Source organism: Paracoccaceae bacterium, assembly GCA_033344815.1.
Taxonomy (GTDB): Bacteria; Pseudomonadota; Alphaproteobacteria; order Rhodobacterales; family Rhodobacteraceae; genus Roseobacter.
Genome location: JAWPMR010000001.1, coordinates 362,482 through 377,615, shown reverse-complemented (window position 1 = coordinate 377,615; position 15,134 = coordinate 362,482). Strand labels below are relative to the sequence as shown.

At 55.4% G+C, this 15,134-nt stretch carries 16 protein-coding genes and 1 tRNA gene; 11 read left to right on the top strand and 6 right to left on the bottom strand.

The genetic code is table 11. The features are described from left to right. Positions 1-22 precede the first annotated feature (22 nt). Both R8G34_01820 and R8G34_01815 read right to left on the bottom strand, forming a co-directional pair. Positions 23-1,813 carry a DUF3604 domain-containing protein gene (locus R8G34_01820; protein MDW3221621.1) on the bottom strand — a complete coding sequence of 597 codons (1,791 nt, stop codon included), beginning with the start codon at positions 1,811-1,813 and terminating at the stop codon, positions 23-25. Between the two features lie 14 nt (positions 1,814-1,827). Next, a complete protein-coding gene (locus R8G34_01815) occupies positions 1,828-3,669 on the bottom strand; it encodes a DUF3604 domain-containing protein (protein MDW3221620.1) in 1,842 nt (613 codons plus the stop codon). Between the two features lie 135 nt (positions 3,670-3,804). On the opposite strand from R8G34_01815, the gene R8G34_01810 reads away from it, so the two are divergent. Then, positions 3,805-4,503 carry a Crp/Fnr family transcriptional regulator gene (locus R8G34_01810; GenBank protein MDW3221619.1) on the top strand — a complete coding sequence of 233 codons (699 nt, stop codon included), beginning with the start codon at positions 3,805-3,807 and terminating at the stop codon, positions 4,501-4,503. Positions 4,504-4,793: 290 nt separating this feature from the next. Here R8G34_01810 and R8G34_01805 read toward each other — a convergent pair whose 3' ends face one another. From R8G34_01805 to R8G34_01795, 3 genes are all read right to left on the bottom strand, one after another. Next, a complete protein-coding gene (locus R8G34_01805) occupies positions 4,794-5,354 on the bottom strand; it encodes a tyrosine-type recombinase/integrase (protein MDW3221618.1) in 561 nt (186 codons plus the stop codon). 111 nt (positions 5,355-5,465) lie between these two features. After that, entirely contained in the window at positions 5,466-6,110 is a 645-nt protein-coding gene (locus R8G34_01800; protein MDW3221617.1) for a hypothetical protein, read from the bottom strand. A gap of 150 nt (positions 6,111-6,260) precedes the next feature. Next, a tRNA-Ser gene (locus R8G34_01795) sits at positions 6,261-6,350 on the bottom strand. 159 nt (positions 6,351-6,509) lie between these two features. Between R8G34_01795 and R8G34_01790 the strand changes: the two genes are divergently transcribed. From R8G34_01790 to R8G34_01745, 10 genes are all read left to right on the top strand, one after another. Continuing rightward, positions 6,510-7,349, top strand: a complete 840-nt coding sequence (locus R8G34_01790; GenBank protein ID MDW3221616.1) for a DUF2059 domain-containing protein — start codon at positions 6,510-6,512, stop codon at positions 7,347-7,349. A 3-nt stretch (positions 7,350-7,352) separates the two neighbouring features. Further along, positions 7,353-8,162 carry a DUF2059 domain-containing protein gene (locus tag R8G34_01785; GenBank protein MDW3221615.1) on the top strand — a complete coding sequence of 270 codons (810 nt, stop codon included), beginning with the start codon at positions 7,353-7,355 and terminating at the stop codon, positions 8,160-8,162. 184 nt (positions 8,163-8,346) lie between these two features. Beyond that, positions 8,347-9,012 (top strand): 50S ribosomal protein L21, encoded by a 666-nt coding sequence (locus R8G34_01780; GenBank protein MDW3221614.1) that lies wholly within the window; start codon positions 8,347-8,349, stop codon positions 9,010-9,012. Positions 9,013-9,023: 11 nt separating this feature from the next. After that, entirely contained in the window at positions 9,024-9,293 is a 270-nt protein-coding gene (gene rpmA, locus R8G34_01775) for a 50S ribosomal protein L27 (protein ID MDW3221613.1), read from the top strand. Between the two features lie 93 nt (positions 9,294-9,386). Continuing rightward, positions 9,387-9,887 (top strand): GNAT family N-acetyltransferase, encoded by a 501-nt coding sequence (locus R8G34_01770; GenBank protein ID MDW3221612.1) that lies wholly within the window; start codon positions 9,387-9,389, stop codon positions 9,885-9,887. Then, a complete protein-coding gene (locus tag R8G34_01765) occupies positions 9,884-10,486 on the top strand; it encodes a LysE family translocator (GenBank protein ID MDW3221611.1) in 603 nt (200 codons plus the stop codon). The genes R8G34_01770 and R8G34_01765 overlap by 4 nt, the downstream gene beginning before the upstream one ends. 2 nt (positions 10,487-10,488) lie before the next feature. Then, positions 10,489-11,025, top strand: a complete 537-nt coding sequence (locus R8G34_01760) for a GNAT family N-acetyltransferase (protein MDW3221610.1) — start codon at positions 10,489-10,491, stop codon at positions 11,023-11,025. Positions 11,026-11,060: 35 nt separating this feature from the next. Then, the gene (gene obgE / locus R8G34_01755; protein ID MDW3221609.1) at positions 11,061-12,095 is read left to right on the top strand and encodes a GTPase ObgE; all 1,035 of its coding nucleotides are present in this window, start codon (positions 11,061-11,063) and stop codon (positions 12,093-12,095) included. Further along, positions 12,083-13,189: a glutamate 5-kinase gene (proB, locus tag R8G34_01750; protein ID MDW3221608.1), complete on the top strand. Its 1,107-nt coding sequence runs from the start codon at positions 12,083-12,085 to the stop codon at positions 13,187-13,189. The genes obgE and proB overlap by 13 nt, the downstream gene beginning before the upstream one ends. A gap of 58 nt (positions 13,190-13,247) precedes the next feature. After that, a complete protein-coding gene (locus tag R8G34_01745; GenBank protein MDW3221607.1) occupies positions 13,248-14,513 on the top strand; it encodes a glutamate-5-semialdehyde dehydrogenase in 1,266 nt (421 codons plus the stop codon). Here the strand turns inward: R8G34_01745 and R8G34_01740 are convergent. Beyond that, positions 14,510-15,106 carry a histidine phosphotransferase family protein gene (locus R8G34_01740; GenBank protein MDW3221606.1) on the bottom strand — a complete coding sequence of 199 codons (597 nt, stop codon included), beginning with the start codon at positions 15,104-15,106 and terminating at the stop codon, positions 14,510-14,512. The genes R8G34_01745 and R8G34_01740 overlap by 4 nt on opposite strands. Between the last annotated feature and the right edge of the window lie 28 nt (positions 15,107-15,134).

Genomic DNA, 15,134 nt, shown 5'->3' with positions numbered 1-15,134 from the left:
CGGTCGCCGGAGAACCGGAAAATTACTGCGTCGGGCCGTACCAGATAGGTGACCCCCAAGCGCGTTCCTGAACAACGGGTGGCACATCCTCCAGAAGGGGCAGATCGTTGCGGACTGCCTCATATGTCGTCCACCTCGGCGTTGGGATTTCAAGAGCACGGGCGTAGTAAAAAGCACCTGCCGAAGGGTCAAAGCTCTCGTCCGTCCAACTTCCCATCAAAGTTGCGGACCCAATGTCGTTGGTGAAGGTTGCGGTTGTAAGGTCAACAGTGCTCCCCACGGAAGGCAATTTGCCGTTGCTTTGGACTTCACGATCACCTGCCCAGACCACGTCGATAATCTGTTCGTTGACGTCACCGTTTTTGTCCACCCAGCCTTTGACAATCTGAATGCGATCCAGATTTGCGCCATCGGGATCCTTTTCCGCGTAAACTGTAAATGTTGGTGCCACGGGATTGGTTGGAAGCGTGCCGCCCATTGGAGTTCCGTACGCATAGCCCTCGTTGATAAGCGTCATCGCATCAGACGGAGTTGCGTTCAGGTCTACACCACCAAACATGCGAAGCTTGATGCGTGGTCCGGAGGTCGCGAATGTCTCTCTGCGCTTCATTGCGTCCCAGATTGCCGCGCGGGTGTTTTCTGTAGCCCAGACCCCCGAAATTGACCCTATGGACTGATCCCGACCGGAGACCCAGCCCGAGACACTGGCCGCACGTCTGCGATCCACTGTGTTGTCTTCGGACCCATGACCGCCAATGAAATCATCTTCTGCGACGTCTGACATCAACCCGTTGTGATTGTCGGTGCCGCCGATAAACCCGTATTTGAATGGGTTCACGCCGATTTCTGCTTTATGTTTCAGGCCGACCTTCAATCCGCCACGTACAAAGTCCCGCTGCGAGAAAGCACGATCAGAACTGTCCTGAATGGAGTCCGCATTCTCGAAATCCGAGAATTCGTCAGCCGCCCAAAACTTCCTGTGAACCTCAGAGTTACCCTTGATCTGCATCATTTCAACCAACGGCTCAAAGCGCTGCCGGAGTGTCGCATATTCTGTTGTGAGGGGCGCGCCATTGCTGTCCGTATCAGGAAACATCCGCCCCTTGGATGCATTCGAGTTATGCGGAATTGCCAGAACTTTCATGCCCATCCGTTCCTGAGCATTCAGCCATTCCCAAAGCAGTTCTTCCTGTTGAACTTCTATGTAGCTGATCGGTGATTTTGGCACATTGCTGTCCCGAAAAATGACATTCCTATGCAGGTTTGCGCCATTCGGTGCAGCTGACCATTCAAAACCGATAAAAGCTGAGAACTCGCCCGGCTCATTGTGCTCTTCCGTAGCATCAATCAACACCTGCCAGCCGCTTCGAGTCGAGGCCGGACCGGTATAGAAATCCGTATGGCTGGGGGTCGTACGGTTTGGAATTTGCACGTACTTCAAAAACCACTGGGCGCGCTCTTCAACGGAGTCGAGCGTATTCAATGCTTCTATCTGTGGCTGATCGTGTCCTTCGGCATCAGGGAAGATTGCAGTGTACATTTCCCCGAGATATTCAGCGTGGTCTGTCACTGCTGCAAAATCCAACGGGCGCGGCAATTGTTTTTTGATCCCATTGGGCATTGTGACTTCATTGCCCCTGGCAAAGCTAAGCGCATCCGACGGCATCAATCGCGCGCCACCGATATATGCATCGAGTGACATCGCCGTATGCATATGGGTTTCCCCAAAGTAGGCGTTCCGCATCGGATTTTGTTCTGCGAATGCTGGAAGCGACAGAGTGGCTAGAAAAAAAGAGGCTATGATGATGTTCATTTCTTGTCTCAATCTCAGCTTTCCGGAGTGTACCAAATAGGTGAAGACCACGCGCGTTCGCGGATGAATGCAGGAACATCGTCTCTGATCTCCAGACCCAGCCTGACAGCGTCATAGGTGGACCAACGCGGTGTTGGGATTTCCAGAACCCGCACATAATAGAACGCGTGCTGGTTTGGATCAAACTCCGGATCGGTCCACAGCGCGGAAAGCTGTATCGCGCCAATCGAGTTCGTGTAGGTGGCGGTTGTGGTGTCGACCGTATTGCCCACATCTGTCGCATTGCCCTCCGCATCAACCTCGCGGCCATCAGACAGCGCAACGTTGTAGATCACTTCTGTCAACGCGCCATCCGCATCGACGAACCCTTTGATAACCTGAATGCGATCCAAATTTGCCCCATGTGGTTCTTTCAAGGCAGCAATAGCCAGTTTAGGCACGGCGCCTTCGGTCACGGAGAGATCTCCGCCCATAGGAACCCCGATATCATACCCGATTTCGACCCAGTTGGGCTGGTCCATCAATCTATCGTCAAAATCAGACCCTCCGAACACCCGCAGTCTAATTCTAGGACCAGATGTTCCAAACGTTTCCCTGTTTAATAGCGCCTCGTAGATCGCTTCTCGTGTATTTGATTTGGCCCAGACGCCTGCGACGCCCGCTGACCCAAATTCACGCGCTTGTTTCTTGTTCGGCTCGGGGAAGCCTTCTGGTCCAAAGTGGCGGTCTTCCGGTGTGTTCTCGAAGGCGAATTTTCCGGTGTAGTTGTCCTCTTCGATTGTAGAGGCCGAGTTGTGCGTGTCACTGTCGCCGATCAGCCCATATTTGAACGGGTTGCCACGACCTTCGGCTTCCATTGCCAATCCACGCAGAAAGGCGTCCCGGGCATAACTGCCGACCATTTCGGTGCCCGGTTTGGCGTCTGCTGAAAGCGTGTAGTTCCAGATCTCGAAATTTGCGAACTCATCGTTGGGCGAAAGTTGTGGATGCGTATCTGAGCTTCCTTTGATCTGGGTGATCTCGTAAAGCGGCTCGTTGCGATTTCTGGTCTCGGAATAGGTTGCGTCAATCGGATTTACAAACGAGTCGTTTCCGTCTTCCGCAAACATTATCCCGTTGCTTGCGTTGCCGTTGTGCGGCACTGCAAGAAGGGTCGCCCCGGCCTCGCGCAGACCATCCATCCACGCCCACAGATCCTCGGGTTTATCTGAGTCCAGTGCGGAAAATGGAATGTCCGGGACACCTTGGGATGTCTGAAACAAGACAACTCTGTGAAGGTTTCGCTGACCTGGGTTGGATGTCCACTCGAACGCGGGGAAAGTTGTAAACACACCGGGCTGATAGGCATCGTCTGCTGTTTGAACAACTTCCTTCCAGATGGTTGTCGCGGTGACGGGGTCAGACAGATCAGGGTCTGACTTGCCTTCGCTCATTTCGTTCAGCACGTTTGAATATGCCGCGAAAGCGACAGCCGCGTCGTCCGAAGTGACTTGTTCAGCAATTGGCAATTTACTGAACGGGCTGTTGGGGTCTTCCATTTTTTTGAACACGCCAAGGTACTCCGCGTGATCTGATACAGCGTACCAGTCCAACGGCACTTTGATCTGCATGTCGCCCCCGCCACCGCCGCCAGGGATGGCCTCGCCCCGCGCCCATGCGTAGGCATCGACGGGATCGGTTACCGATCCGTTTGTGTAGCCATCAAATGAGTAGCTGGTGTGAACATGAAGGTTCCCAAAAAACACCTCGTTCAGAGGGTACACTGGAATGTCGTCGGCAAAGAGGGCAGCAGGTGCCACCGAGGACATGCTTGCAGCCACAAAGAAACTAATCAGGTTGATTTTGGTGCGTCTCATAGAAATTGCCTCTGGTGCAGACGGGTTCATGACTTTGCCAACGCTATACAAAAAGCGACGCGAGGCCTTGTCTTGCAATCGTAGCACTACAAATTTATCAATACTGTCGATCACTGACATTGTAAGAGATTTTTTGTGATACCGAGCAGCGCGAAACAGGCACGTACCTATCTGTACACGAATGGATGGCTCGCTGATCGCAAGGGTGACTTTGCCAGCGAAATTCTGGAACTGGCGACCTTTCACGAGGCCGAAGCAGGTGAAGTCATCTACACGTATGGGCAGTTCACAGACGGGCTGTATGGCGTCGTATCAGGCTTATTTGCATACAGTATCGCGCCAAATGAACGCGGCCCCCATACATTGTTCCTCTTCCGGCCTGGCTTCTGGTTCGGAGAAATGGAGATTTTTGACAATCGGGAAAAGACCGGAAGCATCATAGCAACGCGCAAGTCCAGCTATCTTCACATTAGCCGGAAATCTTTAGTCGATCTCGCAAAGATCAATCCCGACACTTGGCGACAGGTTGGCCACCTGTGCAGTCAACATCTGGAAATTGCCATTGGCATGTTTGACGACTCCATTCGGCGGCAATCTGAAAAGCGGGTCATCGCATTACTCCTTTGGCTGGGTGGCGTGAGACATTCCCAAAACCCTGCCGACCCTCATCCGGAAATCGATATCACACAGGCTGATCTGGCGCGCTTGTCGAGTATGTCACGCCCGTCTGTGAATGCGCATCTTAAGCGTCTGGCGAGCGAGAATCTGCTCGAGCACGCCTACGGATGCATCAGACTTTTACAGGTTGAACGGTTGAGGCAGATGCTCGATTGATCTGCCTTGTCGTGTTTCGATTTTCTGCATGGCACAATCGTGATTAGCACAGAGTTCCGCAAACCGTATCTGACGGTCTTCTCTTGGACACTCCCTGCAGCGGAATTGACAGCAATAGACTTAAGGTATCGGGTCAGTGACAAATTATTGCTTTGACCGCTTCCTGGTTATTCGATCTGCCTTCAGCGAAAGCTTGGTACAGACGAGGTCTCGGAAACCGTTTCGCAATGACCGCTTCCGCGACATACGCTGTATCGCAACGATAGAAATGCTGCGCAGTCGAGAAAATGCTACTTTTGCAAAGGCCGAAAGTCCAATGTCGGAAACGCGAACTCACCGCCAGCCCCATAAACAGGCCGCTTGTACTTGTGACCTAGAATATCCGCGCGCACGCGATCATCAATTCCAGCGGTGAGCAGCGCATCCTCGACATAGTGCCGCAGACTATAGGCCACGTGCGCGGGTGTTTCCTTCAAGCCATTCGTCTCGAGGTACTTGTTGGCCAGGCTCGACCATCCATTTGCCTTGTCGCAGTACCGCTGGATTCCGCCCCGTGTCACGAACCGTTGTGCCGCGGCAAGCGAGACCCTTAAAAGTGGGATGTCGCGCGCCGTGTGATGTTGTTTGAGCTCCCGACCATGCGGAGCCACGCGCAAATAGGGAATAGGCTGATCTAGACAGAAATCTTCCAGCGGGCAGGACAGCACCTCAGATGGCCTGAGCCCTGTGTTGACGAGCACAAGAAACGCATCTGCAGCCTCGACGTTGAGCCCGCCCAGAGCGCCAGGTGCCAACAACCGTTCTTTCACCCACTTTGGCGAGAATGGCGGGCGCGTGACTATGGGATCCACCGCCTTGTCAAACCGGAGCCTTGCGAGGGGGTTCTCCAGATTGGCATGACCTTTGAACTCACACCATTGCCGAAGGATCTGCGCCAGGTGACCAAAGTCCTCGTTTGCGGTCTAAGCCCGCGTCTCTCCCGTCTCGATCCGCTGCGCCCACCAGCCCCGAAAGGCAAGCGCATCTTCCCGCGATATCTTGTCGATACCCGCCTTGGAACGCTTCGGCACAGCTTGCTCGAAGTTCGACACGGCGCGCGCGCGGGGTAACCACCATAGATGCCGCTGACGGTCAGATTTGCGGATCTGTTTTGTTTTAGTGAGAGTGATGAACTCCTCAAGAACACTGCGCAGCGGAGGAAGCGCAACCGCAGCGCCGCACAATATGGCGTCCGCCACATCCGGCGAGGTGGGTTGAGACGTGGTTCCCGCCGCTGCAAGCAAGCGCGGTAGATCTTCCTGAAACGATTTCCGCAACAGCACGGTGCTTGGCACATAGTCGAAGCCGCGGCTTTCCGCCATGAGTTTGGCAGCAGCAAATTTCTTGTGGGCAAGTGCGTCTTCCCCCATTTCTAGCATATGCCATTCCGAACGTTTCAGCTCTTCCAGCTCGAATGCCTTGCGCTTGGCCATACTCAGGTACGCCGTTCGCAACGCCTGCCGCACTTGCCGCACCGGCTGCCCCGCCTTGCCTAACACGTGCCCAAAGAGACGGTTGGGCACATTCATCACAAAATAATAGCGCCCCCGATCCAAAGTCAGTCCCATGCAAAATCCTCCATCACCGCCGCCCCACCTATGCGGGAATCCATGCGGGATTTTATGAGGGATATGCTGGGTAAAACGCGTAAACGCGGCGTGCGCACGTTGATTTTACTAGGTTTTTCAGAAATACAGTAATCCATAAGGACACTTTAGTGGCGGAGAGACAGGGATTCGAACCCTGGGAACCCGTGAAGGCTCAACGGTTTTCGAGACCGCCCCGTTCGACCACTCCGGCACCTCTCCGCGGGGGTCTGGTGGGGCGCGTTTAGTCGGCTTTTGGTCGTGTGACAAGGGGAGATTGGCACCGTACGGTGACACACGGGAAATTTCATTGCCCCTTGGTATAATTCGCCTAAGCTTCTATTTAAACGTGAACACACATTACGAAAGCAGGAGATCGATATGACAGCAGTGATCCGAAACTGCGCCCTTGTCATGATGACGGCGTTTATGACCGTTGCCCTGACAGGCGGGGTGCGCGCATCTAATCTGGATCGCCTCGAAGCGTTCATGGAGGTAACCGGGTTTGATGTTGCTTTGGACAGCATTCGTCTTTCCGCTGAAACAGCGCCTAATATGATCGGTCTGCAGGCGGATGATTTCGGCTCTGAATGGACCCGTTTGGTTGAAGAAGTCTTTGACACGGATCAGATGCATTCAATGGCAATCGATATCCTGTCGCAAACTTTGGACGAGGACATATTGAACCACGCTGTTGATTTTTACGCCTCTGACCTCGGGCAGCGCCTGGTAGTGGCCGAAAATGCGTCACATTTGAAGGATGACGACCAGCTCAAGACCGAAAGCGGCGAGGCAATTGTCGCGGGGTTGCTGGAAATTGGATCGCCTCGTCTGGAAGAACTCAAACGCATGAACAATGCCATTGGATCGGAGGATGCGTCCATCCGGGCCATTCAGGAAGTTCAGGTCCGCTTTTTGATGGCGGCAGCGTCTGCGGGGATTATTGAGCTGCGCATGGAGGAAGAAGACCTGCGCGAAAGCCTGAAATCCCAGGAAGCCGATATTCGCCTGAATATGCAACGATCGGCTCTGTCAGGATCTGCCTACACCTATCAGGCTTTCTCTGATGATGAAATTTCTGCATATGCTGATGCTTTGGAAAATCCGAAAATGCAACAGGTGTATGAGTTAATGAACGCCGTTCAGTTTGAAATCATGGCAAACAGATATGAAGCGGTCGCACAGCGCTTGCAATCTCTTCGACCCAGTCAAGACCTCTGAGCGATGCGCAGGCTTGCAGCCGCCTGTTTGATCTGGCTCTGTGCCACGTCGGTCTGGGCTGACGCGCGGCTGACGGTCCTCATGGATGCGTTGCGCCTGCCTGATCTGGTTCAGATCATGCGTCAGGAGGGGTTGAGCGACGCAGAGCAAATTAACATCGATATGCTGGCCGGGCAGGGCGGTGCCTTCTGGTTGGGTCAGGTAGATGGTCTGTACAATCCCATTGCGATGCAGGACATGTTTTTTGCCGGACTGCGTGACGGGCTTGACGACGGTGATCTGCAAGTGGCGGTCGATTTTTTCGACAGTGCGCGCGGCCAGAGGATCGTCAATTTGGAGATGGCCGCCCGACAAGCGATGATTGATCCGGATGTGCGTGCCACCGCCTCTGAGGCTTATGACGCGTTGCAGACGACTGATGATCCGCACGCAGAGTTCGTCGCTCAGATGGTTGAGGCCAATGATGCGCTGGAATTGAACGTCGCAGTCACGATGAGCACAAGCTATCAATTTTACCGCGGACTATCGGACGGCGGTTTTTTACGTCGTCCCGAAGCAGATATTCTTGCAGATGTCTGGGACTCTGAGCCCTCTTTGCGCGCCGAAGCACAGGATTGGCTGTTCGCCTATTTCCTGCTGGCTTATCAGCCTCTGGCACCAGAAGATCGGGATGCCTATCTTGCCTTCTTTGAAAGCTCTTCAGGGCAGGCGCTGAACAGCGCGCTTTTCACCAGTTTTGAAGCCATGTTCACCGATATTGCATACGGCCTCGGTCGCGCCGTCGCATTGAATGCGGTCGGCAACGATATCTGACCGGATGGCGCTTGACATGCGTGCACGCTTGGTGCATTTGGCGGGCTCGAATAGGGTCCGGTGCGCCGGACCTTAAGTCTTTTTAAACAATCGCTCTGACCGGAGTGCGCTGTTCGAGGTGGCCTTTTGGCCAAAACGCCCAGGGTTTGGGGACCACAGAACGCGGGTAAGCAAAGGAAATGCTATGTTTGCGGTCCTCAAGACCGGTGGCAAGCAGTACAAAGTTCAATCGGGCGATACGCTCCGTGTTGAAAAGCTGGCTGCTGACGCAGGTGAAACAATCCAATTCAATGATATCCTGATGCTGGGTGGCGACAAAATTGTTGTTGGCGCGCCTTTCGTCAAGGATGCCGGCGTACAAGCCGAAGTGGTCGATCAGATCAAAGGCGAAAAGGTCATAAATTTCGTGAAGCGCCGTCGGAAGCACTCTTCCAAGCGCACGAAAGGCCACCGCCAAAAGCTGACCTTGATCAAGGTCACAGACATTCTGGCGTCCGGCGCTGACAAATCCGGCGTAAAGGCAGCAATGGGCGCAGGTTCCGTATCTGCAACAGCTGTTGCTGCGGCCGCGCCCAAGAAAGCAGCGCCCAAAAAAGCCGAAGCGAAAGCTGAAACGCCAAAAGCAAAAGCAGAGCCAAAAGCTGCTGCCGGCGCGGATGATCTGAAACAGCTGTCAGGCGTGGGCCCGGCACTGGAGAAAAAACTGATCGAAGGCGGCGTAACCTCTTTCGCACAAATCGCAGCATGGACCGATGCGGATGTAGCTGCTATGGACGAGAAACTGTCGTTCAAAGGCCGGATCGAGCGTGAAGGCTGGATCGAACAGGCCAAAGAACTGGCCAAAGGCTAAGGAGAGACCAAATGGCACATAAAAAAGCAGGTGGTTCATCCCGGAACGGTCGCGACTCAGCGGGTCGTCGTCTTGGCGTGAAAAAATATGGCGGCGAAGCTGTCATCCCCGGCAACATCATCGTGCGTCAGCGCGGGACGAAATTCTGGCCGGCGGCCGGTGTTGGTATGGGCAAGGATCATACGATCTTTGCGACTGTTGATGGATCCGTGACGTTCCACAAGGGCCTCAAAAACCGCACATTCATTTCGGTTCTGCCGGTGGCGGAGGCCGCTGAATAAGCCCTTCCTCAAGGACATGAAACATCAGGGGATCGGCGAGTACCGCCGGTCCCCTTTCTTATTTCTGCCATACTGAAACGTTAGGCTGACACGATGGCAAAAGGCATCCAGACAGACAGGCTCGTCCTGCGCCGGCTCCGCAGCGCGGATGCCGCGCGTGTCGCTGAGTTGATCGGGAACCTGTCGGTGTCGCGCTGGCTGACCCGGGTGCCGTTTCCCTATCAAATAAAGGACGCACAGCAATTTATTGATCGCCACCTTGAGAATGACGATACGTTGGCCATTACCCGGTCCGAGGAGATTATCGGGTGCTGCGCCATAGACGCGGAACTGGGGTATTGGTTGGGTCAGCCCTATTGGGGGCGCGGTTATATGTCCGAAGCGACGCTTGCGATTGTCGAACGGTATTTTCGCAAGACCCGCGATGATTTGCACTCCGGTTTCATATTGGGAAATGTCGGATCGGAGAAAATTTTGACCAAACTTGGCTTTACCCCGACGCATACGGACGAAGCCGTGTGCTCGTCGCTGGGTCGCCTTGTGGTTCTGCAAAAAATGACTCTGACGTTCGATAGTTGGGAGGCGCGTGCATGAGTGTGGCCATCGCGTCCTTTGCAGTTTTTGCAGCCTCCCAGGTCGGCACACCGGGCCCGGCCAATATGGCGCTCATGGCAACGGGTGCACGCTATGGGTTTCGCGCGGCTCTGCCCTTCGTGGCGGGTGTCGCTCTAGGCAAGCAGCTGGTGATTTGGCCGGTTGGGTTTGGCCTTATGGAATTGGCGCAGCGTGCACCTTGGGTGTTTGAAGCTCTGAAGTATGTCTCTGCGGCCTATATCATCTGGTTGGCGTGGAAAGTTGCAAACATGCGTCTGAACGCGGCGCGCGGGTCCAGCGCGGCCCCTGGCTTTGCCGCCGGGCTGATCGTACATCCGCTGAACCCAAAGGCATGGGCCATGATCGTGGGCGGTTTTACGGCCTTTGTTGCGCCCGGCACATCCACTTTGGAAGCCACGGCAAGCATCGCGGCTGTCCTGCTTCTCTGCCAGATCATATTGCATCCGATCTGGACGTTCGCCGGTGACAGAATCGCGAAAACGGTCGCGGGAACCGCGCTGGAACCTTATCTGATGTGGACCCTGGCGGCGCTGACTGTCGCCTCGGTCCTTTTCGTACTGTTCGGAGGAGGGACATGACGGTGGAAATGAAGAAAATAGCGCTTCAACCAATGGTCGAAACGGAACGTTTTGACCTGCGACCTTTGCGCAAATCGGATCGAGAACTGATCGAGCTATATGCCAGCGACGAACGTGTGGCGCGTATGACCACCTCGATTCCGCATCCGGTGCCGTCCGGCATGACGGACGCGCTCATCAACCGTGCCCTCGCGGACGCACGCTATGAGGACATCTGGGCCATGGATGGCACAAAGTCAGGCGGTTCCGAAATGATGGGTCTGATTTCGCTGGAAAATATGGAGCGGGAACAAACCGAAGTGGGCTACTGGGTGGGACCACCCTATTGGAACACAGGACTGGCCTCTGATGCGGTGCAGGCACTTGTCACGGCCAACCCGCTGAACAATAGCACGATGTTTGCCAGCGTCTTTCAGGACAACCCAGCCTCTGCGCGTGTATTGACACATTGCGGCTTCCAGTATCTAGGGGACGCCGAAAGCTACAGCGTTGCGCGCGATACAACCGTGCCCACCTGGACTTACTTGCGAAAACTATGATTGAGGGCAGTGAGCCCTCAAGCTAGGAAGCCACCATGAAGTTTCTCGATCTGTGCAAAGTTTATATACGCTCCGGGGCGGGCGGAGGCGGTTGCGTCAGTTTCAGGCGTGAGAAATACATCGAATACGGCGGTCCGGATGGCGGAGACGGCGGGACAGGAGGGTCTGTCTGGGCGGAGGTTGTTGAAGGCCTCAATACGTTGATTGATTTTCGCTACCAGCAGCATTTCTTTGCCAAGAACGGCATTCCAGGCATGGGCCGCCAGCGCACAGGCGCCGATGGCGATGACATTGTTTTGCGCGTGCCCGTGGGCACCGAAATCCTCGATGAGGATCAGGAAACAGTCATCGCCGATATGACCGAAGTTGGTCAGCGCGTCGAACTGGCGCGTGGCGGCAATGGCGGCTTTGGCAACCTGCATTTCAAATCCGCAACCAATCAGGCACCGCGCCGCGCCAATCCCGGTCAGGACGGTGTGGAACGAACCCTGTGGTTGCGCCTGAAGCTGATTGCTGATGTCGGTCTGCTGGGCTTGCCAAATGCCGGTAAATCCACGTTTTTGGCGGCCACATCCAATGCACGGCCCAAAATTGCGGATTATCCGTTCACCACTTTGCATCCAAACCTTGGTGTGGTCGGGGTGGACAATACCGAGTTTGTGGTCGCCGACATACCCGGCCTGATCGAAGGCGCTTCCGAGGGGCGCGGTTTGGGAGATCTGTTTCTGGGGCATGTCGAGCGCTGTGCTGTGTTGTTGCATCTGGTGGATGGCACGTCCGAGACCATTGCGCAGGACTATCAGACCATCATCACAGAGCTGGAAGCCTACGGCGGTGATCTTGCCCAAAAGCCACGCATCACGGTGCTGAACAAGATAGACGCGCTTGATGATGAGGAACGCGCGGCCGCGAGAAAAGAGCTCGAGGCTGCTGTCGGCGGGTCGGTGATGATGATGTCCGGCGTAGCACGCGAGGGCGTTACCGAAGTTCTGCGCAGCTTGCGCGGTCAAATTGATGATGATCGTTTGCGCCATCGCCCCGCTGAGGAGGCAGAGCCTTGGCGTCCCTGACGACAGCGCGCCGGATCGTCGTTAAAATCGGCTCAGCCTTGCTGGTAGACCGCGCAAACGGGCACTTGCGACAGGACTGGCTGATCTCACTGGCTGCCGATATTGCGTGGTTGAAATCTCAAGACATCGCTGTTGTCCTTGTGTCTTCAGGCTCAATTGCCTTGGGGCGCGGTGTGTTGAAACTCCCTGCGTGCGATCTGCCGCTGGAGCAATCACAGGCGGCGGCGGCTGTCGGCCAAATTCGATTGGCCCGCGCCTACGAAGAAGTTCTGGCGCCGCATCAGATCACCACAGCGCAGGTTCTGGTCACATTGGAAGACAGCACGGATCGGCGCAGATACCTCAACAGTCGTGCCACGCTCGAACAGCTGTTGTCGCTGGGTGTCGTGCCAATCGTGAATGAAAACGACACCATCGCGACGGATGAAATCCGCTTTGGCGATAATGACCGTCTTGCGGCCCAGATTGCCGTCACGGTGGGCGCAGATCAGTTGATCCTGCTCTCGGATGTGGACGGTTTCTATTCCGCCAATCCAACCGAAGATCCCGACGCGACCCGATTTAGCGTGATCGAGAAAATCACTGGCAAGATCGAGGCAATGGCAGGCGATGCCGGGTCAGGCCTGTCCAAAGGCGGTATGAAGACCAAATTGATGGCCGCTAAAACGGCAACTGCTGCGGGGTGTGCGATGGCAATTACCGAAGGATCGCCGCTTAACCCGTTGCGCCAGCTGGAAGACGGCGCGACAGCCACTTGGTTCACCGCCGATACGGACCCGCAAGCGGCCCGAAAACGTTGGATTGCGGCGATGAAGCCGCGCGGCGTCCTGACGTTGGATCAAGGCGCGGTTGCTGCGCTGATGTCCGGCAAAAGCCTACTCCCGGCCGGTGTTGCGAAAGTCGCGGGCAATTTTGAACGCGGTGATCCGGTGGCGATTTCGGATTTATCGGGTCATATTCTGGGCCATGGGTTGAGCAGATACACAGCGCAAGAGGCCAGTACCATCAAGGGGCGGAAATCCCAGGACATTGAAGCCTTGCTGGGCTATCCGGGTCGAGCGGCTTTAATCCACCGCGACGATATGGCACTTTAAACAGAACTGAAAACCCCATCCGGATCGCAGATGATGGCGCAACACGGGACAAAGCACGATGAAAGATTTTGACAGTATTTCTGATCTGATGACGGACATTGGCGCTCGCGCAAAATCAGCCGCCGCAGTTTTGGGATTTGCCAGTGCCGAGCGCAAACATGCAGCGCTGATATCCGCGGCGGAACATGTCTGGTCCGAACGTGCGGCCATTTTGGAAGCGAACCAGAAGGATCTCGCTTATGGGCGTGAAAAGGGCTTGTCGGACGCCATGATGGACCGTTTGGCGCTGGACGAAGATCGGCTGCGCGGGATCATTGATGGGTTGCGTGCGGTTGCGGAGCAATCAGATCCCGTAGGCGAGGTCATTGCCGAATGGACCCAGCCCACGGGCCTGCACATAAAACGCGTCTGCACGCCGTTGGGCGTTGTCGGGGTGATCTATGAAAGTCGTCCCAATGTGACTGTGGATGCCGGAGCCCTGTGTCTGAAGGCGGGCAACGCTGTTATCCTGCGCGGCGGTTCTGAGAGTTTTCATTCCTCCACGGCGTTGCATGCCTGCCTTGTACAGGGGTTGCGCGATGCAAACCTGCCCGAAGATGCTATTCAACTGGTGCCAACCCGCGACCGCGCAGCGGTCTCTGAGATGTTGACCATGACCGAAAGCATTGATGTGATCGTCCCTCGCGGCGGCAAAGGCTTGGTGGGGCTGGTGCAGCGCGAAGCACGTGTGCCGGTGTTTGCCCACCTTGAAGGGATCGTGCATGTTTACATTGATGCGGAAGCGGACCCGGAGAAGGTTCTGAAGGTGGTTTTGAATGCCAAAACGCGCCGCACCGGGATATGTGGTTCGGCTGAGTGTCTTTTGATCCATAAGGACATTGCCCATACAATCGGGCGCGGCGTGCTCATGGCTTTGATGGATGCAGGCGTCGAAGTGCGCGCCGATGAGACGCTGGCCGCTATTGAAGGCACACAAAAGGCAAACGACGATGACTGGGGGCGCGAATACCTCGATATGATCATCGCGGCGCGCGTGGTGGAAGATCTCGATGGGGCCATGGCGCATATCCGCACCCATGGTTCAAACCATACCGATTGCATCCTGACGGAAAACGAAACCACGGCACGTCGCTTCATGACAGAACTGGATTCGGCTATCCTGATGCATAATGCCTCCACCCAATTTGCGGATGGTGGCGAGTTTGGCATGGGTGCTGAGATTGGGATCGCGACGGGTAAAATGCACGCGCGCGGACCCGTGGGCGCACGCCAGTTAACGAGCTTCAAGTACCTTGTGACCGGGCAAGGGACCGTGCGCGCTTAAAAACTCAGTTTGATATCTGTTTCGGCGATTTCTGTCGTAACGCGGCGGTTTTCATCCGCTGCAACAATCGGCAAAAGCGCAAACTGAACATGCGCCGGGCGCAAATCTGTAGGCGGTTCCTTGGTCGCCAGCACCGCCCAAAGTATTTCATCGAGGTTAAGCTTGTCCGCGCGCCCATGTAAAAGCCACCGCTGGCCATCATTGCTGACCTCGATACGGCCTCCATAGGGCATGGCAGCCTCAAGGCATTGCAAGGCCAGAAACGCCAACCGGACGCCCGTGCGGGGTTGTGGATCAAGCGGGCCCCAAGCCACGTCCAATCGGCTCCCCTCCATCAGATCATCGAGTATGGAAATCACTTCGGCACGCCCCATCATCTGTTCGCCCGCCGCGCCGAAGGCAATTCGGAAAAAGCGGATGCGCGCACTGGCGTTCCCGACGCTTTCCTGAATGAGATCTATTTCGGCTCCGCCCGTGCCGCCAGACATCCCGAGCAATTCCAGCCCATTGTTGATCGCGCCAATCGGCGATATGAGATCATGACAAATGCGACTGCCGATCAAAGCGCCAAGATTAATGTTGCTGTGGCCCAATTAATGTCTCCTGCTGGAAGAATATGCC

Coding starts and splice junctions, on each gene's coding strand:
- obgE (MDW3221609.1), top strand. CDS start 11,061: ATGAAGTTTCTCGATCTGTGCAAAGTTTATATACGCTCCGGGGCGGGC.
- R8G34_01790 (MDW3221616.1), top strand. CDS start 6,510: ATGACAGCAGTGATCCGAAACTGCGCCCTTGTCATGATGACGGCGTTT.
- rpmA (MDW3221613.1), top strand. CDS start 9,024: ATGGCACATAAAAAAGCAGGTGGTTCATCCCGGAACGGTCGCGACTCA.
- R8G34_01765 (MDW3221611.1), top strand. CDS start 9,884: ATGAGTGTGGCCATCGCGTCCTTTGCAGTTTTTGCAGCCTCCCAGGTC.
- R8G34_01785 (MDW3221615.1), top strand. CDS start 7,353: ATGCGCAGGCTTGCAGCCGCCTGTTTGATCTGGCTCTGTGCCACGTCG.
- R8G34_01745 (MDW3221607.1), top strand. CDS start 13,248: ATGAAAGATTTTGACAGTATTTCTGATCTGATGACGGACATTGGCGCT.
- R8G34_01815 (MDW3221620.1), bottom strand. CDS start 3,669: ATGAGACGCACCAAAATCAACCTGATTAGTTTCTTTGTGGCTGCAAGC.
- R8G34_01820 (MDW3221621.1), bottom strand. CDS start 1,813: ATGAACATCATCATAGCCTCTTTTTTTCTAGCCACTCTGTCGCTTCCA.
- R8G34_01770 (MDW3221612.1), top strand. CDS start 9,387: ATGGCAAAAGGCATCCAGACAGACAGGCTCGTCCTGCGCCGGCTCCGC.
- R8G34_01800 (MDW3221617.1), bottom strand. CDS start 6,110: ATGGGACTGACTTTGGATCGGGGGCGCTATTATTTTGTGATGAATGTG.
- R8G34_01780 (MDW3221614.1), top strand. CDS start 8,347: ATGTTTGCGGTCCTCAAGACCGGTGGCAAGCAGTACAAAGTTCAATCG.